The organism is Rhodococcus sp. KBS0724 (assembly GCF_005938745.2).
In the GTDB taxonomy this organism is placed as follows: domain Bacteria; phylum Actinomycetota; class Actinomycetes; order Mycobacteriales; family Mycobacteriaceae; genus Rhodococcus_F.
On sequence record NZ_VCBX02000001.1, the window covers coordinates 3,184,637 to 3,207,884 of the forward strand.

A 23,248-nucleotide genomic window follows, 5' to 3' on the forward strand; every position below is an offset into this window, starting at 1 on the left:
TGCAGAAGAACATGGACCGGGGGGAACATGAATCGTTGTGTCGGGCAGAGCGCCCAGTGGAGAAATGGTGTCACGCCGATGAGTTCGGTTGTGGCACGAAGAAATTCGAGCAGGCTAGCGGCTATGCGTAGCGGACACTGTGGGGGAGTGGCGACAGAAGTTCCGCCGGCGCGGGAGTCGCCCGAAGACGACTCCCGTCCGGAGTGAATCCGAGATCAGGGCAACTGCGAGGCAGCGTCCGAATCGAGGAACCATCGGGTGGCAACCAAACCCTTTGCACCAGCACAGGGCCAGTCAACAGCGGCAGCGCCGCCAACGGCAGCAGCAACAGCCTCAGCCTTGGCTGCGCCGGAAATAAGCAGCCACACTTCCTTTGCGCGCTGAACAGCGGGCAAAGTCAGAGTGATGCGAACCGGCGGGGGCTTGGGGGAGTCCGTCACCGCTACGACAAAACGAGACTCTTCACGTACGGCGTCAGTGTGCGGGAACAGCGAGTTGATGTGTCCCTCGCCGCCCATGCCAAGCAGGTGCACATCAAAAGTGGGGACCTGCTTGCCGTGCGCCTGCGCGCCCAGCAACTGCTCGTAGGCTGTTGCCGCGCCATCCGGATCGCCGTCGTAGATACCGTCGGACGCCGCCATCGGATGTACCCGATCCGGATCGACCGGAACATGGTCGAGGAGCGCCTCACGCGCTTGAACCTCGTTGCGCTCCGGATCGCCGGCCGGTAGGAAACGCTCATCGCCCCAGTACAGGTCGATCTGAGCCCAGTCGATATCACCAGGCGTCTTACGCAACTTCTCGAGCAATGCGATGCCGGTTCCGCCGCCGGTCAGAACGATGGACGCTACGCCACGAGCCTTCTGAGCGTCGACGATGGTTGTGACCAAACGTGCGGCAGCTGCATCGACCAGCTGACCGGCGTCCGAAAACTTCTCTACGACAACATCACTCATATGTCACCTTCTCGAGGCCGGCCAGTGCCTCTTCGTAGATTTCGTCAGGATCGAGTCGACGCAGTTCCTCGGCGAGGCAATCGCGAGTCTCCCGGCGACCAAGCGACACAAGCGCATCCGGCTGACCCGTCCGGATCAGTGTTGCGGTGGTGCCTTCCTGCGGGCGGCTGATGGAGATGCTGCGCGTCTCGAGCTTCAACTCCACATTCAGCGCGCCGGTGCGGCGGTACACCGGAACTCCGGTCTTTGCCGCCAGCCAGCCGGCCAGAATATCCAGTGCCGGTTCGGTTTTCAGGCCTGACACCACCGCGGAGGTGACATTCTCATGCGGCGGAAGATCGAGCGCCGACGCGAGAAGTGCACGCCAGTACGTGACGCGGCTCCACGCCAGATCGGTGTCCCCGGCGGTGTACGACGCGAGTCGTCCCTTGATGGTGGCCGTCGGATCAGGTGCTCCGGTGGCGTCGGTGATACGACGAACTGCGAGCTTGCCCACCGGATCCTTGGCCGGAATCGCGGGAGCCTCGAGCGGCCACCATGCGACAACCGGGGTATCCGGCAGCAGGAACGGGATGACAACACTGCTCTCGTGATCCGCCAACGGACCGTAGAGACGTAGCACCACAACTTCCGAGGCGCCGGCGTCGCCGCCGACCCGGATCTGAGCGTCGAGGCGCGGCTCGCTCTGCTCGTCGCCGCGCAGCAGCACGATGACGCGACACGGGTGCTCGCGGCTTGCTTCGTTGGCTGCCTCGATCGCTTCTTCGGCGTTGCCGGTGTCGCGGGTGCAGACAACAAGAGTCAACACACGACCCAAGGTGACGGCGCCGCCGGTCTTACGAACCTCGACCAGTTTCTTACTGACCTGGACCGTGGTGGTTGACGGCAAATCGAGAATCACTAGGGTCGCCTCCATTCGCGTCCGGTGCGGTTCAACATTTCGTCGGCAGACTCCGGTCCCCAGGTGCCGGCCTCGTACGGGTCCGGCTTGCCGCCGGCAGCCCAATGTTCGAGGACGGGATCGAGGATCTCCCAAGACAATTCGACTTCGGCGTTCACCGGGAACAGTGACGGTTCGCCGAGCAGGACATCGAGGATGAGCCGCTCGTACGCTTCGGGGGACGACTCGGTGAAAGCCTGGCCGTACGAGAAGTCCATGTTGACGTCGCGTACTTCCATGCTCGATCCCGGAACCTTCGATCCGAAGCGCATGGTGACGCCTTCATCGGGCTGCACCCGGATGACCAACGCGTTCTGGCCGAGATCGTCGGTCATGGTCTTGTCGAACGGCAGGTGCGGCGCACGCTTGAACACCACGGCGATCTCCGTGACCCTGCGTCCCAGACGCTTACCGGTGCGCAGGTAGAACGGAACACCAGCCCAACGTCGAGTATCGACCTCGAGGGTGATGGCCGCATACGTCTCGGTGATGGAATCAGCTGCGAAGCCGTCCTCTTCGAGAAGCCCGACAACCGGGAGGCCGCCCTGCCAACCGCCCGTGTACTGGCCACGGGCGGTGGTCTCGTCGAGAGGTTCCGCGAGCCTGGTGGCGGAGAGGACCTTGATCTTCTCCGCTTGCAGGTTGAGCGGCTCGAAGCTGATGGGCTCTTCCATCGCAGTGAACGCCAGCAGTTGCAGCAAGTGGTTCTGGATGACGTCGCGAGCGGCGCCGATGCCGTCGTAGTACCCGGCGCGACCACCGAGACCGATGTCCTCGGCCATCGTGATCTGAACGTGGTCGACGTAGTGCGCGTTCCAGATCGGATCGAACAACTGGTTCGCGAAACGCAAAGCCAGAATGTTCTGAACCGTTTCCTTGCCGAGGTAGTGGTCGATACGGAAGACCGTGTCCTCGGGGAACACCTTGTTGACCACTGCGTTCAGTTCACGAGCACTCTCGAGATCGTGACCGAACGGCTTCTCGATGACAACGCGTCGCCACTGGCCTTCTTCTGCCTGGGCAAGCCCGGATGACGACAACTGCTCGAGAACCTGCGGGAAATCATCCGGCGGGATCGCGAGGTAGAAGCCGTGATTGCCACCGATGCCCCGCTCGGTGTCGAGCGTGGCCAACGTGTCGGCCAGGTTCGTGAAGCCCTCGGAATCGTCGAAGTTGCCCTTGACGAATCGGATGCCGTCCGCCAGCCGCTCCCACACGCTCTGACGGAACTTGGTGCGAGCACCGTCCTTGACCGCTTCGAGGACGACGTTCGCGAAGTCCTCGTCCGTCCAGTCACGCCGGGCGAACCCGACCAGAGCGAATCCGGGCGGCAACAGTCCACGGTTGGCGAGGTCGTAGACGGCGGGCATGAGCTTGCGCCTGGCGAGGTCGCCGGTGACCCCGAAGATCACCAGGGCGCAGGGCCCCGCAATGTGCGGAAGCCGTTTGTCGGTGCTGTCCCGAAGGGGATTCACCCAATCTGATGCCGCCGCGGAATCGCTCACAGGCTCAGCTCTTCTGGGTTGCTGCGCGGAGCTGCTCGGCAGTCGCGTCGAGCAACTCGTTCCACGACACCTCGAACTTGTCGACGCCCTCGGTCTCGAGGACCTTGAACACGTCCGGGAGATCGATGCCGACGGCTGCGAGCTGATCGAAGACTGCCTGCGACTCCTGAGCGGTGCCCGAGATGGTGTCACCCGTGATCTCACCGTGGTCGGCAAGAGCGTCGAGCGTCTTCTCCGGCATGGTGTTGACCGTGTTGGGTGCTACCAACTCCGTGACGTACAGGGTGTCCGGGTAGTCGGGGTTCTTCACACCCGTCGACGCCCACAGCGGACGCTGCGCCTTGGCGCCGTCAGCCAGGAGTGCCTGGAAGCGCGGCTGCACCTCGAAGACCTGCTGGTACGCGTTGTACGCCAGACGAGCGTTTGCGAGTGCAGCCTTGCCGCGAAGCTCGAGAGCCTCCGGCGTGCCGATCGCCGTGAGGCGGTTGTCGATCTCGGAATCCACACGGGAAACGAAGAACGACGCAACCGACTCGATGGACGAGATGTCGCGGCCCGCAGCCTTCGCGGTGTCCAAACCTTCGAGGTACGCACCCATGACGGCTTCGTAGCGCTCGACCGAGAAGATCAACGTGACGTTGACGCTGATGCCTTCACCGATCACCTTGGCGATGGCGGGAATGCCGGCCAGCGTCGCGGGGATCTTGATGAGGACGTTCGGGCGGTCGACGATCTTGTGCAGCTCGATCGCCTGCGCGACAGTCGCGTCGGTGTCGTGTGCCAGACGAGGATCAACCTCGATGGACACACGGCCGTCGACGCCGTTCGACGCCTCGAACTGCGGAGCCAGAATGTCGCACGCAGCGCGCACGTCATCGGTGGTGACTGCCGTGATGGTGGCGTCGACGTCAGCGCCGCGCTGGGCCAGTTCACGAACCTGAGCGTCGTAGTCCGAGCCCTTGGACAGTGCTGCCTGGAAGATCGACGGGTTGGTGGTGACACCCACGATGGACTTGGTGTCGATCAGGTTCTGCAGGTTTCCGGACTGGATGCGATCTCGCGAAAGATCGTCAAGCCAGATGGAAACTCCTGCAGCGGAGAGCTTTTCGGTGTTCACATTCTGAGTCATCGAGATCATCCCTTCACAGCGGCGAGGGAGCGCTTCGCGGCTTCGACAGTCTTGTCGGCCGTGATGCCGAACTCCCGGTACAAGGTCTTGTAATCGGCGGAAGCGCCGTAATGCTCGAGCGAGACAGCCTGGCCGGCGTCTCCGAGGATGCGCCACCACGGCATTGCGATACCGGCTTCGACGGACACGCGGGCACGGACGGCCGGAGGAATGACCTCGTCGCGGTATGCCTGATCCTGCTCGAGGAACCAATCGAGGCAGGGAACCGACACAACCCGTGTTGCGACGCCCTGAGCTTCGAGGGTCTCGCGGGCCTCGGTGGCGAGGTGCAGTTCGGAACCGGTGGCCAGCAGAATGACCTCGGGTGCACCGTTGGCGGCATCGGCGAGCACGTATGCGCCACGCTTGACGCCCGCGGCTGCCTTTTCCTTGGTGCCTTCGAGAACCGGGACATCCTGGCGGGTGAGTGCCAGAGCGGTCGGGCCCGTCTTGTGTTCGAGCGCTGCCTGCCATGCGAACGACGTCTCGTTGGCGTCACCCGGACGAACGACGGAGAGGTTCGGGATGGCGCGCAGAGCAGCGAGGTGCTCGACCGGCTGGTGCGTCGGGCCGTCTTCGCCGAGTCCGATGGAGTCGTGGGTCCACACGTACGTGACCGGCGTCTTCATCAGAGCGGCGAGGCGAACAGCCGGACGCATGTAGTCGGAGAACACCATGAACGTTCCGCCGTAGGGGCGGGTCGGGCCGTGCAGCGCGATGCCGTTGAGGATCGAGCCCATCGCGTGCTCACGGATACCGAAGTGGAGCGTGCGGCCGTACGGCTTTGCGTTCCAGTCGTTGGTGGAGATGGAGTACGGACCGAAGGAGTCCGCACCCTTGATGGTGGTGTTGTTGCTGCCGGCGAGGTCGGCCGAGCCGCCCCACAGCTCGGGCAGGATCGGGCCGAGCGCGTTGAGCGCCGAACCGGAAGCCTTACGAGTCGCGACGCCCTTGGCATCGGGCTCGTACGTCGGGAGAGCGTCGGCCCAGCCGGCGGGGAACTCACCGGCGAACAGACGGTCGAAGAGGTCCTTACGCTCGGACTCGCGCGCCGCCCACGCGTCGAACTCGACCTGCCACGCCTTGCGTGCGTCGGCTCCGCGGGAGACGACCTCACGTGCGTGAGCCAAAGCGTCGGCGTCGACGTCGAACGACTTGGCCGGATCGAAGCCGAGAGCTTCCTTGACAGCCGCAACTTCGTCGGCGCCCAGAGCGGAGCCGTGAACGTCGCCGGTGTTCATCTTCTTCGGAGCGGGGAAACCGATGATCGTACGGAGCAGAATGATCGACGGACGATCGACGACGGCCTTTGCCGCTGCGACTGCGTCGAGAATGCCGGAGACATTCTCACCACCCTCGACATGCTGAACGTGCCAGCCGTATGCCTGGTAGCGCTTGCCGACGTCTTCACCGAGAGCGATGGTGGTGTCGTGCTCGATGGAGATCTTGTTGTCGTCGTAGAAGACGATGAGGTTGCCCAGTTCCTGGACACCAGCGAGCGACGATGCCTCGGACGTGACGCCTTCCTCGATGTCACCGTCGGACGCGATCACGTAGATGTGATGGTCGAAGGGGGAGGAACCGACCGGGGTTTCCGGATCGAACAATCCACGCTCACGACGAGAAGCCATTGCCATGCCGACTGCGGACGCGAGGCCCTGGCCCAGCGGACCCGTCGTCATCTCGACGCCGACGGTGTGACCGAACTCCGGGTGACCCGGAGTGAGAGCGCCCCACGTGCGGAGAGCTTCGAGGTCTGCCAATTCGAGGCCGTAACCCGAGAGGTAGAGCTGCGTGTACAGCGTCAGAGACGAGTGGCCACACGAAAGGATGAAGCGGTCACGCCCAACCCATTCCGCATCCGACGGATCGTGGCGCATGACACGCTGGAACAAGGTGTATGCCAACGGCGCCAAGCTCATTGCGGTTCCGGGGTGGCCGTTGCCGACCTTCTGAACCGCATCAGCGGCGAGCACGCGGGCGGTATCGACAGCCTTCGTGTCCAGGTCGGTCCAGTCCGAGGGGTGGACTGGTTGTGTGAGGACGTGGATCTCGTCTGTGATCGACACTGGCAGATGTCTCCTGACATTGTGTACGTGGATTGCGAGGGGAGAGGTGTCCCTCCGCTGCGTCACCTAGCCTAATGGTCCTGGCTGTCCGGGTCGATTCGGTTCCACGATGGCCGCGGTCTACCATCGTCCGTAGTAGAAAATGCGATAGTCCAGAAAAGTGTCAGCAGTGTGTCGTGAAGAGATAGTGCGGTAACGCGTGGTGCAAGGAGAGAACGTGCGGACAGGGCAACAGCCGAGCGGACATGGCTTCGGCAGCCCCGGAGCAGCCCCGCGGGCGACCAATCAGAACACCGTTCTGGGTCGCGCTTTGGGAAAGGTTCTGGCGTACATCGCGCTCACGAAGCCGCGAGTCATCGAATTGCTTCTGGTGGCAACAATTCCGGCGATGCTCATGGCAGATCGCGGAAACGTCGACCTGTGGCTGGTGCTGAGCACCCTTTTCGGTGGATGGATGGGCGCTGCGAGCGCGAACTCCCTCAACTGCGTTGTCGACGCGGATATCGACAAGGTCATGAAGCGCACAGCGAAGCGTCCGCTGGCCCGTGAAGCCGTCCCGACGCGCAACGCGCTGGTATTCGGCCTCGTGCTCGGACTGGCGTCGTTCCTGTGGCTGTGGTGGCGCGCGAACCTGCTGGCCGGTGTCCTCGTTGTCATCACCATCGCGTTCTACGTCCTGATCTACACCATGGTGCTCAAGCGCCGTACGTGGCAGAACGTCGTCTGGGGCGGTGCTGCCGGCTGCATGCCCGTCTTGGTCGGTTGGGCTGCCGTCACCGGTTCACTCAGCTGGGAACCGTTTGTTCTGTTCCTGATCATCTTCTTCTGGACGCCGCCCCACACGTGGGCTCTCGCCATGCGTTACAAAGAGGACTACAAGGCAGCCGGCGTCCCGATGCTCCCGGTCATCGCGACCGAAGAGCACGTCACCAAGCAGATCTTGTTCTACAGCTGGGCAATGGTTGTCACCAGCTTGATCCTCGTTCCCGCAGCCGGTCTCGTCTACGCGATCGTTGCTGTGCTGGCCGGTGCCTGGTTCCTGCTCCTCGCACACCAGCTGTACCGCGGAGTGCGCGGCGGCGCTGAGGTCAAGCCCCTCAAGCTGTTCCTGCAGTCCAACAACTACCTGTCTGTGCTGTTTGTCGGTCTGGCTATCGACTCGGTGCTGGGACTGCAGACGATCAGCGAAATGTTCAGCTGACCGCCTGCAGTCACGAATTCACGGAATCAGCACTATCGATCCCGTAGTTGCCCGGCCTTCCAGATCTCGATGAGCCTGGGCGGCGTCTGCCAACGGATACTGCGCGCCAACCCGGATTTTCAAGGTGCCCGCAGCTACGGCATCGAAGACGTCTCCGGCTCGCCAACGCAGTTCCTCGGGCGTGCGAATGTAATGAGCCAGGGTCGGCCGCGTCAGGAATAGTGAACCCGAGCTGTTGAGCCGTTGCGGATCAACCGGCGGCACCGCGCCACTGGCGGCGCCGAACAATGCGACGGTCCCGCGGATTCGCACCGACGCAAGGCTTGCGTCGAACGTCGTTGCACCCACACCGTCGTAGGCCACAGCGACACCTTCGCCGCCGGTCAGCTCACGTACCCGGGCCGCGATGTCGTCCTCGTACCGCAGAACTTCCGACGCACCGGCCTCGCGCGACAGTTGCTCTTTGGCGTCCGACGAGACCGTCGTGATGACCCGAGCGCCGAGAGTCACCGCCATCTGCGTGAGGATCAGTCCGACGCCGCCGGCACCGGCGTGCACGAGGACGGTGTCACCTGCCTGGATCGGGTAGGTCGACGTGGAGAGGTAATGCGCGGTCATTCCCTGCAGAAGCGCTGATGCAGCGACGGAGGCAGGAACACCATCGGGAACTTTTACTGCGACAGTGGACGAAACAGCCACCTTTTCGGCATAACTTGCGGTTGCCGCCGCCCACGCCACCCGCTCGCCGACGGCGAACTCCGTAACCTCGGAGCCGACTGCCTCGACGATTCCGGTTCCCTCGTCGCCCGGGATGTAGGGGAGATCGCGTGCGTACATCCCCATTCTGAAATAGGTGTCGATGAAGTTGACGCCGATAGCGTCGGTGCGGACGAGCAGATCGTGTGCACCGATCGTGGGTTCGGGTTGTTCGGACAGTGTGAGGACGTCTGGTCCACCGGTCTCGGAAACATGGATGGCTCGCATCTTTTCTGTTCTACACCTGAGGCCGCACAGACTCAGCCCCATGCCTCATGTTGCCTGCGCACTACCGACCAGTATTGTCGAGCTATGAGCACCGATACCGAGAAGTCGGACGCCACACCGTCCGCGACCGCGCCGGAACTTCCGAAGTCGACGGTCAAAGCGATCACCAAGTTCGTCGCCGAACACGGCGGCTCCGCCAGTGCTGTGATTCAGCCAGTTGGCATTGTCGGGGTGCGCATCACCCTCGTGGGTGCCGACGGCATTCTCGGTGACCAGGTGGTCAAGGATCTGGCTACGGCAAACGCTGTGGTCGCGTCTTTCGACAACGTCACCGTCGCCGAGTGGGAACGCGAACTGACGAGCGTCGTCACGCCGGCCGACGGCCACTTCAAGAAGATGGCCGGGTGGGTTGCCCACCAGACACGCTTCCCGAAGGCCCGCAACGGCGCCTGAGTTGATGATTGCGGCGAAGTTCTACACCTGAGGTGGGACTTCGCCGCAATTCGCTTGTCTAGTCGGTTTTATCGAGTCTGAAACTGGCAGCTTCCAGCGCGAGGCGCCGCACTTCGACTAGAGCTCGCTCGTAGATCACTGTCCCGATGAGCATTGTCTCGATGGCAGCAGTGCGATCCGGCATCGATCGAGCGTAGTGAACTTCGGCTTCGGCAGTTTGGTCGACGAAGTCTGCGGACGCGTCGAAATCCGTTGGTGCTGCGGGGAAACCGAACCGACGCAATGTCGCGATGAGTTCCGCGAGTCGGTACGGGGCCGGAGCGTCGTCCTCAATTCTCCAATTCCTGGCCTTCAGCCACGCCTGCACCTCGTCGTACGCTGCTCCGATATCGGCGGACGGGTTGTCGGTGGGAATTTCGTCGAGACCGTGCATCACCGCCCCGAATGCGTCGTGCATCGGGGTTGTTTCGTCTTCCATCGCGGCCAACGTGGCTCGTACTTTCGAGATCGACAACCCTCCGATATCGATCAGGGAACGTATCAGCCGGAGGCGCCTCACGTGCTGCTCGCTATAGACGGCCTGGTTGGCAGCTGATTGCTGACCACTGGTGAGTAGACCCTCGCGCAAGTAGTACTTGATCGAAGCGATCGATACTCCACTTCGGGCGCTGAGCTCGGAGATTCTCACAGTTCTACCCTTGACTTCACGCTTGGATAGTAGCACTATCCGTTATGGATAGAGATGCTATCCATAACGGGCATGGAACTGCGAGGGACGGGCTTCTCATGAATCGATATCAAGTTCGGAATGGCCGATACACCGCGGACGTCGACGGCGATTTTGTCGTCTTCCTCATCGGAATGAGATTCAACAAACTCTGGAAGATCCACAAGTGGTTCGGGCCGTTCCTGGCAATGCCTCGAATGCTCCGCGAACTACAGCGATCGCCGGACAAAGGGATGCTCGGAGCACGGATGTCCTGGGGTGGGCGCACGATAACCGTGATCCAGTACTGGCGAAGCTTCGATCACCTCGAAGCATTTGCGAAGAACCCGAACGATCCGCATCTGCCGGCGTGGAGAGCATTCAACCGAAGCGTCGGCAAAAGCGGTGACGTGGGTGTTTATCACGAGACCTACCGCGTCGGAAGCGGTCAGCACGAATCGGTTTACGTGAACATGCCCGTCATGGGATTGGCCGAGGCCACCGCCTCCGCGCCGGTGGGGATGCGGCGCGACACCGCACGGGGGCGGATGCTCGACTGACCGGCGGGTTGTTTCAGGCCGGCACGGCCGATGCCGCCGGAACGTCCTGTCTGATCTTTCCCGCTGCCCACACCGCAGCCGTTGCCGCTGTGCACAGACCCGCACCGGCGACATGCAGGATCACGAGAATCTGCGGTACATCGGTGAAGTACTGAACAACGCCGATCAACGCCTGGGCGACAATCAGGGCCAACAGAACGTGCAAGCGCTTTTTGACGGCTGCCGATGTTCCGACTGCGTACAGGCCGAACGTCAGGCCGACGACCAAGGCCAGATAGCCGACAAGCATCTGTGAATGCAGATGCACCAAGGTGACGATCTCGACCTCGAGGCGCGGAACCGTTCGGTCGAGGCTCTTGTCACCTGCGTGCGGTCCGGCACCCGTCACGAGCGTTCCCGCAACCAGAACGCCGGCAAGCGCCACACCGCTCAACGCCGCGAGCCAGCGAAGCGGTTTCGGCATCACGATCAGCGTGGTCGCGTCATCAGGTTCAGCGATCTTCGCGTACATGACTGTCGCGATCCACACCATCAACATCGACGCGACCAAGTGAATGGCAACCGTCCACCACAGCAACCCCGTGAGGACGGTGATTCCGCCGATGATCGCCTGAATGACAGTGCCGAGCGGAATCATCCACGCGTACACAAGTACCTCCCGGCGACGACGCGCACGCGTTACCGCCAGAACAATCGCAGCCGCCACAATCACGACCACAAACGTGAGCAGTCGGTTTCCGAACTCCACCATCTGATGGATGACCGCGACCTCACCATGGCCGACCGGAACAAAACTGCCCGGGAAGCACTGCGGCCAGGTCGGGCAACCCAGCCCCGACGCAGTCACACGCACAACCGCACCTGTGACAGCGATACCGCCCTGGGTCAAGATCACGATGAACGCGATGATCTTCTGCGTCTTCAGTGAGGGGAGAGGCAGTCGATCTACCAAGCTCAGAAATCCGGCATACACACGATTCACCACGCCACGATCGTAGTTCCCCGTGAACTACGCAGCGTAGTTGGGGCAGCCCGCTCCGCGTCTGCCCTCTGTAGTTGGGGCAGCCCGCTCCGCGTCTGCCCTCTGTAGTTGGGGCAGCCCGCTGGCCGACCGCCCTAGTGGAGAAGGTTGTCGGCACCCCTCACTACGATTATCCGAGTGACCGATTACGACGAACTCGACATGTTCGGTGGCCTTGACGCCTCCACCCTCCCGCTTCGCCAGCAGCAGATTCTCGCCACAATCCGGGACTGGGTGACAACGAACGGATCCTCGCCGAGCACCCGGCAAATCGGGGACGCGGTAGGTCTACGGTCGACGTCGTCGGTATCCAAGCACCTCAAGAGTCTCGAGGAAAAGGGATTCCTCCGCAGAGGCACGGCCATGGCTCGGCAACTGGACGTGCGGCCATTCCTCGTCGGAGTCAAGGGGAGTTCGTCGAACAACAGTGTCGAGGTGCCGGTAGTCGGTGATATCGCGGCCGGCGCACCGATCCTCGCAGAGGAGCACACGGATGAGGTTCTGGAACTCCCGCGTGAACTCGTCGGCTCCGGAACTGTATTCGGGCTTCGGGTGCGCGGTGAGTCGATGGTGGACGCCGCGATCTGCGACGGCGACGTTGTTGTGGTGCGCCGCCAGGACGAAGCCCATTCCGGCGAGATTGTCGCTGCGATGATCGACGGTGAGGCCACGGTGAAGGTTCTCAGGCGCCGTAACGGCCACGTCTATCTCGAGCCCCGAAACTCGGCGTACAAAGTCATTGATGGTGATCAGGCAGCGATCCTGGGCAAAGTGGTTTCAGTGATGCGGCGGATCTGAGTAGACGGCCTGCCGCGGCTATCCGTTGTGAGCGGCCCGAGTGCGTACGAACATCGGGTTTCCGCCGCATGGGAACTCATGCGGCGTGGTTATGGAAAGTGCGTTGACCTGAGGGAATGGCTTCCGGCTATTCTGCTGCGACGGCGCCCCTTGTTCAACTTCTGATCAGGTCCGAGCTGTCCCGTGCCAGGCTGACTAAGACGTCAGTCTGTGGCTTTGGGGTGCGCTGTGCCGGCGGCTTTGATCCACAAGATGCGGCGATCGGCGTCGACGAGGTACCAGAGGCGCCCACTGGCAGTAACTTCGTACTGCCACTGCTCCATCGTCGTTCCACCGTGTGCGGGAGTCGCGAGAGAGCCTTTGAGTTGGTGGTGCCGCGAGGTCGGCGCGGGGGCATCAGGCCGGGTGCGCAGTTCGGTCCATGCCGTCAGAGTGTTCGCTGCCGCCTGCTGGCACAACGCATCCCAGCCCTTGACTGCGTCTGTGGTAGCGAACCGCAGGTCCCACCCACCGGCGGGATCTGCGGGCGGGGCAACCCGGTCGCCGCGTTTCGGACTCACGAAACATTCGGCGCCGCAACGACTCCGAGATCCTCATCGGTGTCGGCGGCTAGAATCGCAGCCAGCTCGGGATCAGCCAACACCTCCGCGGTGTGTCGCCAGGCTTCGATCACCTGCACCACCGGAACCGGGGTGTCTAACGATTCCGCCGCGCGCAGTGTCGCCACTAACTCGACCACGAACTCGTGCACTTCCTCCTTGGAAAGGAAAGCCACCCACGGAAACACTTCGGGCAGCACATCGGCGACCAGCTCACGCATTCCGCCGTCGCGTTGCATCAACGCCACGAACATCCGCGTCGTCACCGATGCTGCCGTGTGCTCGAGCTCGACCCGTGCCGCCGTGGTCAACACCAGATCCTCGGCGTCGCGCCGCCGTATCAGTAGCGACTGGGCCGGGGACTTCCGCAGTCGCTCGACCGTCGCCTTGCCCTGCAACTGCAGTTCCGAGAACGTCACCTCGTGCACACTCATACATTAAAACTACTTCTAAAGTCCTGTCTTGTCGAACATGACATTGAATGTGTGCCCAAAACACGGCATCGACGAATGGGCGGACTGTTACATCGGTGTGTGTAGTTGGCATCTCGTGTGAGTGCTACGGATTGCGTCGTGAAGATCGAGACATCCATTGCGACTCGAGAGGTTTGCGGCGTGCGTCGGATTGCCGCCGAATTGAGGACTCGCGACCTGGATCGAATTCTCGTCGTAAGTCAACACACTAGCCGCCACCTCCCTGGCGACAGCCAATTCGATTGTCTTGGTAGTCCTGAGTCAGTACGCGCGAACGCGCACAATCCCGGATATCGTTCCCTGGAAATATTCACCCGACGCGGTGATGAGAGCCGACATCTGCAGGGTGTCGTGCACCACGGTGGCGGGCATCGTGGTGGACCCGATCTGGGTTCCGTCCTTCGAGTCGATGACCGCAAAAGAGTAACCGTCGAGTGGCGTTGTGTCGGCTGCGCCGTCGCGTGTCACTGTGTAGATGTTGCCGTCGGCCGTGGAGAGATGCGGGACTGCGGCGCTTCGAATCGTGTTGTCCCACACAACATGACAGCCAACTGGATCGATGTCGACGCGTGTCATTCCACCATTGAAGGGTGCGGTGGCGGGAACCGCCGGTCCGGCGCCTTCCGGTGTGGCCGGATACGGATAGCCGTAGGTGCCGGCTACGTAGATGGAGTGGCCGATCGCAATGGGGGAGTTCTCACTACCACTCGGTGAGCCATCCTTGCCGGCCGCGGCGAGAACTGGTTGGGAGCACACCTCGGCGCCGGTATCGGACCGATAGACCCGAACGCTGACGGTTGGGTGGGCGTTGTCGACGATCGTGACAAAATCACTGCCCGTCGACGGTCCGAAGTAGGTGGGCGTGGACCCCGTGCCCCAACTCAACTGGCCGGGGTTCCTCGCGGGGCCGCGGTCGTAAGGCTGACGCCAGTCGATGGCAATATCGTCACCCTTGCGGCTCAGTTGATACAGCGCGTGTGTGGTCGCGACTGCTGTTCCCGTGGGCGAGGTGGAAATACTGTTCTGAACTTGTTCGCCTTCGGGGAGGGCGATCGTGTGAGCGATCCGATCGGTGCCGACAACGCCGACGGTGCCGTGCCCTGTCGCGAACCAGACGTTGCCAGTCCAGTCAGGTGCCAGTCCGGTGACATTGTCGTCGGCTGCGACGACGCCGGAGAGGTCTATGGCGTCGGAGAGTTCCAGCCGCCAGGTTCCGTCGGGGTTCTGAGCATGCGCGATGCGAACTAGTTGACGGTTGCCGTCGACGGCAACGAGACGGTTCTCGTGGTCGAGATATGCGTACACACCGCCGAGCAGGCTGCCCTTCGCCAGAGGCAGTTGTGCGACGGACCGGCCGAACGGTGACGCGTCAGTCTTGGGGTCGATGAGGTGGATTGTCGGGATCTGACCGAGCATCGTGGTGCAGAGCGAGACGATCAGGCCGTCGGAACCTTGAAGGATCGTGGGGCACGCTGACATCAGGGGAAACGCAGTGACCTCGTGAGATTCGATGCCAGGACCTGGGAGGGGAGTGACGTCGGACGAACCCGCATCGCCGTGCATCGTTGCGGTACCGACCGGACCGAGGTAGGGATTGGCGGGTGCCAACGGGCCCGCTGTCGGCAATGCCGCGGTCGACGGTACGGCAGCCAGGAGCATCAGCGCACTGGTTGCGCCGACTACTCGGAGTGCCTTCCGCGTGATGCTCACGTGAATTTGAACCACCGTGCGGCGCAGGCTCCGCCGACCGCGGCCCAGATGAGCAGCACGAGGATCGAGAACCAGTCCATCGAGGACGCGAGGGCAGCGTCGAGTGCGTGGGCCAAGGCGCCGGACGGAACGAGGCGTACCAAGGTGTGCAACGCGTCGGGGATGTCTTCGCTGATCAGTCCCACGCTGCCGATGCCGGCCATGACGAACCACAGGACATTGGCAAGTGCCAGAACGATTTCCGCGCGCAATGTGCCGCCGAGAAGTAGTCCGAGCGCGGTGAAGGTGACGGTACCCAGGGCGATGACCACCGCGCCGATCGCGAGTTCTGCCAGCGTGGGGCGCCATCCCAACGCCAGGGAGATCAGACCGAGGAGGACCGATTGCAGTGCCACGACGATGATGACGGCGGCGCTCTTGCCTGCGATGATTCCCCACCGCGGAAGTGGTGTGGCGCCGAGACGTTTGAGGGCGCCGTATCGCCGGTCGAAGCCCACGGCGATGGCTTGCCCGGTGAAACCGGTCGACATCACGGCGACCATCATGACGCCGGGCAAAACTTTGCTGACCCTGGACTCGCCCAAATCGCCCAGAGGGAGAAGTGAGAGTCCGATCAAGAGGGTGATGGGAATCAGCATCGTGAGCAACAACTGCTCGCCGTTGCGCAGCAACAACGTCAATTCGAGCTTGGTCTGGGCCGCCAACATCTTCGCCGCAGAGTTGGGGCGAGGATCGGGGGCGAACGTACCGGGTTCGAAGCGATTGTCTGCCAACCGTCGGTCCCGGGCGCTGTTCGCCGAAGCATTGTTCTGGCTATTCGACACGGCTCTGTTCACGACCTTGTTTCCCGTCATCCTCGCAGATCACGACCCGTCAATTCGAGGAAGACGTCTTCCAAACTACGTTGATCGACGCGAATATCATTGATCAGGACATTTTGTTCGGCGCACCACGATGCCACCGTCGCCACCGTCGCCGGTTCGATCGAGCCTTCGATCAAGTATGTCCCCGGATTGGATTCGCTCACTCGGAAAGCGCCGGCGAGGGACATGGCCAGCGAATCGACACTCAGTCCGGACACCGTGGTCAGTCGCAACTGCCCTTCGGCTCCCTTGCTGGTGACTTCGGCGGGAGTGCCAGACGCGACGATGCGGCCGTGGTCGATGATGACCAATTCGTCAGCAAGCGCTTCCGCCTCGTCCATGAGGTGCGTGGTCAGGAGAATGCTGACACCGTCGCGGCGCAATGCATCGATCAACTCCCAGACGAGCAAGCGGGCCTGGGCGTCGAGGCCTGCGGTGGGTTCGTCGAGGAAAACCAGTTCCGGTCGGCTCACCAGTGCACACGCCAACGACAGGCGTTGTTGCTGGCCACCGGACAGGCGTCGATACGGTGTTCGGCGAGCTTCGGTCAATCCCAGCTTGGACAAAAGCCAGGTGGGATCGAGCGGATCAGCGGAGTACGAGGCAACGAGGTCGAGCATTTCGCCGGCTTTGGAACCGGGGTACGCGCCGCCGCCCTGGAGCATGACGCCGATCCGCGAACGAACCTCGCCGGAATCGGCGATCGGGTCCAACCCGAGCACTCGGACAGTCCCGGAATCAGGGGTGACAAAACCTTCGCACATCTCGACTGTAGTGGTCTTACCAGCACCATTGGGGCCGAGAAGCGCAACGACCTGCGCGGTTTCAACGGTGAGATCGATACCGTCGACGGCACGAACACCGTCAAACGATTTGACGACGCCTTCTATCCGCACGGCAGGCGTCGACGATCTTGTTGCACTCGAGGTCACGGAGAATCAGCGTAAGCCCCGGCAGAGTTGCCTTCGTCCACTGGTCTGGTTTTCGTGATTTCCGCTACTGGTTTCTCGCTACGCCAGGGCAGCGAATTCCGGGTCAGGTAGATCAGCGCGAAGGCGGTGATGATCGTCGCGACGACAGCTTGGACGATCATGAACGGCAGGTACTCGGCGCCGTTCGACATGAGCATGACGCTCACGATCGACGTGAACACGACGGCAGGTACCCGGAAGATTGGAGCTGTCGCCCAAGCAGCCAGGGGGAGTATCGCCCAGAGCAGATACCACGGTTGGACAACCGGGAAGAGGAGAACGATCGCGCCGAGGGCGATGCCGAGTCCGCCGACGGGATGGATGCGTCCCATGTAGACCGAGACCATCATTCTGGCTGTGATCAGGACCGCGACCAGATATGCGATCGGACGGGTGATGGTGAGAATCGCGGTTGTGTGGTCGCCGAGTCCGAGGAGCACGCCGACCAGTCCGGTGCCGACGCCCAAGATTGTGGGTATCGACATCCAGCTTCGCACGACTGTCGCGGTATTGAGTGTGTTGACCCATCCCATTCCCAGACCGCTGGCGACGCTGATGAAGCCGATCACGACAACGGTCACGCCGGCGAGGAGTAGCGCCGCCGAGAAGAACGACTTCCAGGTGCTTCCCCACCTGCGGGCCAAAGCCATTCCGACAAATCCGAGTGCAAGCAAAGACGGAATCTTGACGGTCGCCGACAAGGCGATCAGGCCGGAACCGGCAATCAGCAGGGCGAGCGAGCGCCCACGGATCGGGCCCGCACCTTCGACAGCGCGTAGCGCCACCTCGATTCCGGCGAGCATGAGGCCGAGCATCAGGGCTTCGTTGTGAATTCCGGCAACCAGATGGAACAGCAGCAGGGGATTGGCGGCGCCGAGCCACAGGGAGCTGACCGCAGAGACACCGCACCGCTTGGCCAACCGGGGTAGTGCCCACACGATCAAGGCAACACCGACGAGGACGAGGAGGCGATGCAGGAAGATTCCGGCCACGATGTTGTCGCCGGTCAGAGAGCTGATGCCACGTCCCAGCCACAGGAAGAACGGCCCGTACGGAGCGGGCGTGTCGCGCCAGATCGTCGGAACGGTCCGGGTGAGTACGTGATCGACGCCGAGCGCGGCTTTGGGGCCGATGAGATAGGGATCGAGGCCGCGCGCCGCAATTTCACTTTGCGCCAGGTACGAATACACGTCGCGACTGAACATCGGCGGCGCAACGGTCAGCGGCAGAATCCACAGCAACAGCGTGCGGTCCAGTTGTGATCGGTTCATGCGCCGTGGCGCGCCGGCGCGGCTGCGAAGATCCCCGACTGCAAATCGGCCCAGCATCAGCCAGGCGAGGACAACCAGAACAGTTCCGGTCATCGTCATCGTCAGGGAGACGGTCGGCATCCGTCCGGGCAGGCTCAGCACCCGCAAGCCCGCCGTCGGATTCTGAAGAACGGGCTGGGCGCCGGCGCCGAGTGCGCCGACTGCCATCAATACGGTGCCTGTCGCACCGAAACGCCTGATCCCGCGAAGCTGAGCGGTCTCTTTCGCGTTCAGGCCGGGACGCTCGTCCTCGTCGCCGTGAAGCGTCGCCGTCACGGATTGTCGGGGCTTGGATCCGAACGGCCGGACACCGAGGGTGGAGAGGACAAGATGTTTCGGCTTGTCCAGCAGGATCGCGCGGGTCGAGCGCGCGGTCGTCTTCTGCATGGGGGTCTTCGGCACTCAGGAAGCCTAGCGGCTCGTGAGATGGGCTCGGACAACTGTGAACAATGCGGGCAGTCCGACTATTCCCGAATGTAATGCAGGTTGCCCTTAGTAGACCTGCGAAAGGAATTCCGTCACACTTGTGTTGTGAAAAGAAATGCGGCTCGTACTCAATGCAAGGAAGATGCAGGTCAGTCCACTGCAGCTGCCTCGCAGAGTCCTGTCGTAATGCCGGTAGCGGTGGGTGGTGAAGGCCAGACTCGGGCAGCGGTGGTCAAACTTCTCCTCGAAGAGGGACCCATCACGGCCTCCGAAATCGGCACGCGACTCGGTTTGAGTGCCGCCGGTGTCAGGCGTCACCTGGACGCGTTGATCGAGTCCGGTGAAGCCCGCGCGGCATCCGCGTCGTCGCTCCGTCAGCGTGGACGTGGGCGTCCGGCCAAACAATTTCAGATCACTGCCACTGGACGTGGCCGTCTCGGTCACGCGTACGACGATCTTGCCGGGGCGGCAATGCGCCAACTCCGCGAAATCGGTGGCGACGCGGCTATCGAGGAGTTCGCCAAGCGTCGAGTCCAGGCAATTGTGGGAGATGTCGAACCGGCAGATCCCACCGACCTCGGCGGCGTGGCGGAGACGGCAGACGCCATCGCCGACGCTTTCAGCGCCGCCGGATTTGCCGCGTCCACCAGACCAGTGGGTAACGGCGTTCAGATCTGCCAACACCACTGCCCGGTTTCCCATGTGGCAGAGGAGTTTCCGGAACTGTGTGACGCGGAACAGGAAGCGTTCCGTCAATTGCTCGGCACACACGTCCAGCGTTTGGCCACCATCGCGAACGGTGACTGCGCGTGCACCACACACGTTCCCCTCGTATCGAACGGGAGTAGATGAAACCTCCTGATCCGTTAGTTCCCAAAGATTTTCGATAGTTCTTCACAGTCAGAATTGCTCCTCGCGTCGAATTCAGCCCTCGTCGCGGCGGAGCAGCCGTCAAGAAACAAGACTCCGGAAGGAGCTCGCATGACCGTCACATCAGACCAGGCGACTACCACTGCAGCTGCAGGCACCGAGCCGCTCTCGCAGGAAGAGGCCATCGCGTCCCTCGGTCACTACGGCTACGGCTGGTCCGATTCCGACGTAGCCGGAGCCAGCGCCCAGCGCGGACTCTCCGAGGCTGTCGTGCGGGATATTTCGGCGAAGAAGAGCGAGCCGGAGTGGATGCTCGACATCCGCCTCAAGGCTCTGCGTACCTTCGACAAGAAGCCGATGCCGAACTGGGGCAGCGACCTCGAAGGTATCCACTTCGACAACATCAAGTACTTCGTGCGCTCGAGCGAGAAGCAGGCCGAGTCGTGGGAAGACCTGCCCGAGGACATCAAGAACACGTACGACAAGCTCGGCATCCCCGAGGCGGAGAAGCAGCGTCTCGTTGCCGGTGTTGCAGCTCAGTACGAGTCCGAGGTCGTCTACCACTCGATCCGTGAGGATCTCGAGCAGCAGGGCGTCATCTTCCTCGACACCGACACCGGTCTCAAGCAGCACCCGGAGCTGTTCAAGGAGTACTTCGGATCGGTCATCCCGGCCGGCGACAACAAGTTCTCGGCACTGAACACCGCTGTGTGGTCCGGTGGCTCGTTCATCTACGTTCCGCCGGGAGTCCACGTGGACATCCCGCTGCAGGCGTACTTCCGCATCAACACCGAGAACATGGGTCAGTTCGAGCGCACCCTGATCATCGTCGACGAGGATGCCTCCGTGCACTACGTCGAAGGTTGCACCGCGCCGATCTACAAGTCCGATTCACTGCACTCGGCAGTTGTCGAGATCATCGTGAAGAAGGGCGGCCACTGCCGCTACACGACCATCCAGAACTGGTCCAACAACGTCTACAACCTTGTCACCAAGCGCACCAAGGTCGAAGCGGGCGGATCCATGGAGTGGATCGACGGCAACATCGGTTCCAAGGTCACCATGAAGTACCCGGCCGTATGGCTGATGGGCGAGTACGCCCGCGGTGAGGTTCTCTCCGTCGCATTCTCGGGCGAGGGACAGCACCAGGACACCGGCGCCAAGATGCTCCACCTGGCTCCGCACACGTCGTCCACCATCATCAGCAAGTCCGTCGCCCGTGGCGGTGGACGCGCGTCGTACCGCGGTCTGGTGCAGGTCAACAAGGGTGCCCACGGTTCCAAGTCCACCGTCAAGTGTGACGCTCTGCTCGTTGATCAGATCAGCCGCAGCGACACCTACCCGTACGTCGACATCCGCGAGGACGACGTCACGATGGGCCACGAGGCCACCGTCTCCAAGGTCAGCGACGATCAGCTGTTCTACCTGATGAGCCGCGGACTGACCGAGGACGAGGCCATGGCCACCATCGTGCGTGGATTCGTCGAGCCCATCGCGAAGGAACTCCCGATGGAGTACGCGCTCGAGCTCAACCGCCTTATCGAACTTCAGATGGAAGGGGCTGTGGGTTAGTGACCACGCCAGACAGTGCAGTTGGAAACACCACCACGGGTGTCATCGGAGCCGTAGCCGGGGAGAACCCGACGGCTCCGGTAAAGGGTGCAGCCACCGGCTCACCCATCACGAACAAGGGCGAGCAGTTCTCCTCGTTCGACGTCAATGCATTCGAGGTTCCCGGCGGACGTGACGAGATCTGGCGGTTCACCCCGCTGCGTCGTCTTCGCGGATTGCATGACGGCAGCGCTGTTGCCACTGCTCAGATCACCGTCGACGTCGAAGCCGGTGGCGATGTCACCGTCGAGACCGTCGGTCGCGACGACGAGCGCCTCGGCAAGGCCGGCGTTCCCGCCGATCGTATTGCAGCGCAGGCATACTCGAGCTTCGAGTCCGCTACCGTCATTTCGGTTGGTGCCGAGGTCGAGGTCGAGAAGCCCGTCGTCGTCACGATGACAGGTGCAGGCAGCGACACAGTTGCCTACGGCCACACCCAGATTCGTCTGGCACAGTTCGCCAAGGCAACTGTCGTTCTCGATCAGCGCGGCAGCGGAACCTTCGCGGAGAACGTCGAATTCGTTCTCGGCGACAGTGCGCACCTGACCGTCGTCGCAGTTCAGGATTGGGCCGAGGACGCCGTGCACGTCACGTCGCATCACGCTCGTCTGAACCGCGACGCGGTCCTTCGCCACACGTCGATCAGCCTGGGCGGCGACCTCGTTCGTCTCTCGGCAACGGTGAAGTACGACGGACCGGGCGGCGACGCCGAACTGCTCGGCGTGTACTTCGCTGACGACGGACAGCACCTGGAACAGCGTCTGCTCGTGGATCACAGCCAGCCCAACTGCAAGTCCAACGTGGTCTACAAGGGCGCACTGCAGGGCGATCCGAATTCGAGCAAGCCCGATGCGCACACCGTGTGGATCGGCGACGTCCTGATTCGTGCAGCAGCCGAAGGAACCGACACCTTCGAACTCAACCGCAACCTGGTCCTCACCGATGGTGCCCGCGCCGACTCGGTGCCGAACCTCGAGATCGAGACCGGCGAGATCGTCGGAGCCGGACACGCCAGCGCAACGGGACGTTTCGACGACGAGCAGTTGTTCTACCTTCGTGCTCGCGGTATCCCGGAGGATCAGGCGCGTCGTCTGGTCGTACGTGGGTTCTTCCACGAAATCATCAACAAGATCGCTGTTCCCGAGGTGCGCGATCGCCTTGAAGCTGCGGTCGAAGCCGAACTCGCAGCTGTCGGCTCCTGACCGCCCAGCTACTTCTCATCTTGAAGGAATTTCATGTCTACCAGTGACAACAACACCACGGAAAACACCAACTCGGTCCTCGAGGTTCGCGACCTGCACGTCGAGGTTGCCAACAGCGACGCCAACGCTGAGCCCATCCAGATCCTCAAGGGCGTCGACCTGACGGTCCGCTCCGGCGAAACCCACGCGATCATGGGCCCCAACGGCTCGGGCAAGTCGACGCTGTCGTACGCCATCGCGGGTCACCCCAAGTACCAGGTCACCTCAGGTTCAATCACCCTCAACGGTGAAAACGTCCTCGAGATGAGCGTCGACGAGCGCGCTCGCGCCGGGCTGTTCCTGGCGATGCAGTACCCCGTCGAGGTTCCCGGCGTTTCCATGTCCAACTTCCTGCGCACCGCCGCTACCGCAGTGCGCGGCGAGGCTCCCAAGCTTCGCCACTGGGTCAAGGAAGTCAAGGAAGCACTCAACGAGCTCGAGATCGATCCTGCGTTCATCGAGCGTTCCGTCAACGAAGGTTTCTCCGGCGGCGAGAAGAAGCGCCACGAGATCCTTCAGCTGGGCATGCTCAAGCCGAAGATCGCGATCCTCGACGAGACCGACTCCGGTCTCGACGTCGACGCGCTGCGTACCGTCTCCGAGGGCGTCAACCGCTACAAGGAGCGCGAAAACGGCGGCGTTCTGCTGATCACGCACTACACGCGCATCCTGCGCTACATCGCTCCCGATTTTGTGCACGTCTTCGTCGGCGGCCGCATCGTCGAGTCCGGCGGACCGGAATTGGCGGACGAGCTCGAGACCAACGGTTACGTTCGTTTCACCGCGGACGCTTCAGCAACCCAGGGAGCATAA

General features: G+C 62.4%; 22 protein-coding genes. 8 read left to right on the plus strand and 14 right to left on the minus strand.

The features are described from left to right. Positions 1-215: 215 nt before the first annotated feature. The 5 genes from pgl to tkt are packed head-to-tail and all read right to left on the minus strand — an operon-like array spanning position 216 to position 6,638. A complete protein-coding gene (pgl, locus tag FFI94_RS14735; RefSeq protein ID WP_138868517.1) occupies positions 216-956 on the minus strand; it encodes a 6-phosphogluconolactonase in 741 nt (246 codons plus the stop codon). After that, the gene (opcA, locus tag FFI94_RS14740) at positions 949-1,857 is read right to left on the minus strand and encodes a glucose-6-phosphate dehydrogenase assembly protein OpcA (RefSeq protein WP_092808104.1); all 909 of its coding nucleotides are present in this window, start codon (positions 1,855-1,857) and stop codon (positions 949-951) included. The genes pgl and opcA overlap by 8 nt, the downstream gene beginning before the upstream one ends. Beyond that, the gene (gene zwf / locus FFI94_RS14745; protein WP_138868518.1) at positions 1,857-3,401 is read right to left on the minus strand and encodes a glucose-6-phosphate dehydrogenase; all 1,545 of its coding nucleotides are present in this window, start codon (positions 3,399-3,401) and stop codon (positions 1,857-1,859) included. The genes opcA and zwf overlap by 1 nt, the downstream gene beginning before the upstream one ends. Before the next feature lie 4 nt (positions 3,402-3,405). Further along, entirely contained in the window at positions 3,406-4,530 is a 1,125-nt protein-coding gene (tal, locus tag FFI94_RS14750) for a transaldolase (protein ID WP_138868519.1), read from the minus strand. Between the two features lie 5 nt (positions 4,531-4,535). Further along, the gene (gene tkt, locus FFI94_RS14755) at positions 4,536-6,638 is read right to left on the minus strand and encodes a transketolase (RefSeq protein WP_138868520.1); all 2,103 of its coding nucleotides are present in this window, start codon (positions 6,636-6,638) and stop codon (positions 4,536-4,538) included. Positions 6,639-6,855: 217 nt separating this feature from the next. Here tkt and FFI94_RS14760 point away from each other — a divergent pair, with 217 nt between their 5' ends. After that, positions 6,856-7,839, plus strand: a complete 984-nt coding sequence (locus tag FFI94_RS14760) for a heme o synthase (RefSeq protein WP_138868521.1) — start codon at positions 6,856-6,858, stop codon at positions 7,837-7,839. Positions 7,840-7,857: 18 nt separating this feature from the next. Here FFI94_RS14760 and FFI94_RS14765 read toward each other — a convergent pair whose 3' ends face one another. Beyond that, positions 7,858-8,823: a quinone oxidoreductase gene (locus FFI94_RS14765; protein WP_138868522.1), complete on the minus strand. Its 966-nt coding sequence runs from the start codon at positions 8,821-8,823 to the stop codon at positions 7,858-7,860. An 84-nt stretch (positions 8,824-8,907) separates the two neighbouring features. Here FFI94_RS14765 and FFI94_RS14770 point away from each other — a divergent pair, with 84 nt between their 5' ends. Next, complete coding sequence (locus tag FFI94_RS14770) at positions 8,908-9,276, plus strand: hypothetical protein (protein ID WP_138868523.1); 369 nt, start codon at positions 8,908-8,910, stop codon at positions 9,274-9,276. Positions 9,277-9,334: 58 nt separating this feature from the next. Here FFI94_RS14770 and FFI94_RS14775 read toward each other — a convergent pair whose 3' ends face one another. Next, the gene (locus FFI94_RS14775; RefSeq protein WP_138868524.1) at positions 9,335-9,964 is read right to left on the minus strand and encodes a MerR family transcriptional regulator; all 630 of its coding nucleotides are present in this window, start codon (positions 9,962-9,964) and stop codon (positions 9,335-9,337) included. Positions 9,965-10,062: 98 nt separating this feature from the next. On the opposite strand from FFI94_RS14775, the gene FFI94_RS14780 reads away from it, so the two are divergent. Then, positions 10,063-10,542 (plus strand): DUF4188 domain-containing protein, encoded by a 480-nt coding sequence (locus FFI94_RS14780; protein ID WP_138868525.1) that lies wholly within the window; start codon positions 10,063-10,065, stop codon positions 10,540-10,542. 13 nt (positions 10,543-10,555) lie between these two features. Here the strand turns inward: FFI94_RS14780 and FFI94_RS14785 are convergent, their stop codons facing one another. Further along, on the minus strand, positions 10,556-11,527 hold the full coding sequence (locus FFI94_RS14785) for a heme A synthase (protein WP_185993208.1): 972 nt from the start codon (positions 11,525-11,527) through the stop codon (positions 10,556-10,558). A gap of 198 nt (positions 11,528-11,725) precedes the next feature. On the opposite strand from FFI94_RS14785, the gene lexA reads away from it, so the two are divergent. After that, complete coding sequence (lexA, locus tag FFI94_RS14790) at positions 11,726-12,361, plus strand: transcriptional repressor LexA (protein WP_185993414.1); 636 nt, start codon at positions 11,726-11,728, stop codon at positions 12,359-12,361. 203 nt (positions 12,362-12,564) lie between these two features. Here lexA and FFI94_RS14795 read toward each other — a convergent pair whose 3' ends face one another. The 6 genes from FFI94_RS14795 to mptB all read right to left on the minus strand — a co-directional run bounded on the left by FFI94_RS14795 (position 12,565) and on the right by mptB (position 18,689). Further along, positions 12,565-12,921, minus strand: coding sequence for a hypothetical protein (locus FFI94_RS14795; RefSeq protein WP_138868527.1), 357 nt, complete (start codon positions 12,919-12,921; stop codon positions 12,565-12,567). Next, positions 12,918-13,394: a hypothetical protein gene (locus FFI94_RS14800; protein WP_138868528.1), complete on the minus strand. Its 477-nt coding sequence runs from the start codon at positions 13,392-13,394 to the stop codon at positions 12,918-12,920. Before FFI94_RS14800 ends, FFI94_RS14795 begins: the two co-directional genes overlap by 4 nt. 300 nt (positions 13,395-13,694) lie before the next feature. Continuing rightward, complete coding sequence (locus FFI94_RS14805) at positions 13,695-15,092, minus strand: hypothetical protein (protein WP_260684487.1); 1,398 nt, start codon at positions 15,090-15,092, stop codon at positions 13,695-13,697. A gap of 47 nt (positions 15,093-15,139) precedes the next feature. Beyond that, positions 15,140-15,997, minus strand: a complete 858-nt coding sequence (locus tag FFI94_RS14810; RefSeq protein ID WP_138868530.1) for an ABC transporter permease — start codon at positions 15,995-15,997, stop codon at positions 15,140-15,142. After that, complete coding sequence (locus FFI94_RS14815; protein WP_138868531.1) at positions 15,994-16,938, minus strand: ABC transporter ATP-binding protein; 945 nt, start codon at positions 16,936-16,938, stop codon at positions 15,994-15,996. Before FFI94_RS14815 ends, FFI94_RS14810 begins: the two co-directional genes overlap by 4 nt. Then, positions 16,935-18,689, minus strand: a complete 1,755-nt coding sequence (mptB, locus tag FFI94_RS14820) for a polyprenol phosphomannose-dependent alpha 1,6 mannosyltransferase MptB (protein WP_138868532.1) — start codon at positions 18,687-18,689, stop codon at positions 16,935-16,937. Before mptB ends, FFI94_RS14815 begins: the two co-directional genes overlap by 4 nt. A gap of 210 nt (positions 18,690-18,899) precedes the next feature. On the opposite strand from mptB, the gene FFI94_RS14825 reads away from it, so the two are divergent. From FFI94_RS14825 to sufC, 4 genes are all read left to right on the plus strand, one after another. Then, positions 18,900-19,565: a metalloregulator ArsR/SmtB family transcription factor gene (locus FFI94_RS14825; protein WP_138873195.1), complete on the plus strand. Its 666-nt coding sequence runs from the start codon at positions 18,900-18,902 to the stop codon at positions 19,563-19,565. A 129-nt stretch (positions 19,566-19,694) separates the two neighbouring features. Continuing rightward, positions 19,695-21,155 carry a Fe-S cluster assembly protein SufB gene (gene sufB / locus FFI94_RS14830; RefSeq protein ID WP_138868533.1) on the plus strand — a complete coding sequence of 487 codons (1,461 nt, stop codon included), beginning with the start codon at positions 19,695-19,697 and terminating at the stop codon, positions 21,153-21,155. Next, on the plus strand, positions 21,155-22,396 hold the full coding sequence (gene sufD / locus FFI94_RS14835) for a Fe-S cluster assembly protein SufD (protein ID WP_138868534.1): 1,242 nt from the start codon (positions 21,155-21,157) through the stop codon (positions 22,394-22,396). Before sufB ends, sufD begins: the two co-directional genes overlap by 1 nt. A gap of 33 nt (positions 22,397-22,429) precedes the next feature. After that, entirely contained in the window at positions 22,430-23,248 is an 819-nt protein-coding gene (gene sufC / locus FFI94_RS14840) for a Fe-S cluster assembly ATPase SufC (RefSeq protein ID WP_138868535.1), read from the plus strand.

Bases quoted from the DNA above. Each gene is read 5' to 3' on its own strand.
- FFI94_RS14800 (WP_138868528.1), bottom strand. From the start codon at position 13,394: ATGAGTGTGCACGAGGTGACGTTCTCGGAACTGCAGTTGCAGGGCAAG.
- tal (WP_138868519.1), bottom strand. From the start codon at position 4,530: ATGACTCAGAATGTGAACACCGAAAAGCTCTCCGCTGCAGGAGTTTCC.
- sufB (WP_138868533.1), top strand. From the start codon at position 19,695: ATGACCGTCACATCAGACCAGGCGACTACCACTGCAGCTGCAGGCACC.
- lexA (WP_185993414.1), top strand. From the start codon at position 11,726: ATGTTCGGTGGCCTTGACGCCTCCACCCTCCCGCTTCGCCAGCAGCAG.
- sufC (WP_138868535.1), top strand. From the start codon at position 22,430: ATGTCTACCAGTGACAACAACACCACGGAAAACACCAACTCGGTCCTC.
- FFI94_RS14780 (WP_138868525.1), top strand. From the start codon at position 10,063: ATGAATCGATATCAAGTTCGGAATGGCCGATACACCGCGGACGTCGAC.
- FFI94_RS14805 (WP_260684487.1), bottom strand. From the start codon at position 15,092: ATGCTCCTGGCTGCCGTACCGTCGACCGCGGCATTGCCGACAGCGGGC.
- FFI94_RS14770 (WP_138868523.1), top strand. From the start codon at position 8,908: ATGAGCACCGATACCGAGAAGTCGGACGCCACACCGTCCGCGACCGCG.
- FFI94_RS14765 (WP_138868522.1), bottom strand. From the start codon at position 8,823: ATGCGAGCCATCCATGTTTCCGAGACCGGTGGACCAGACGTCCTCACA.
- FFI94_RS14810 (WP_138868530.1), bottom strand. From the start codon at position 15,997: ATGACGGGAAACAAGGTCGTGAACAGAGCCGTGTCGAATAGCCAGAAC.
- pgl (WP_138868517.1), bottom strand. From the start codon at position 956: ATGAGTGATGTTGTCGTAGAGAAGTTTTCGGACGCCGGTCAGCTGGTC.
- FFI94_RS14825 (WP_138873195.1), top strand. From the start codon at position 18,900: ATGCCGGTAGCGGTGGGTGGTGAAGGCCAGACTCGGGCAGCGGTGGTC.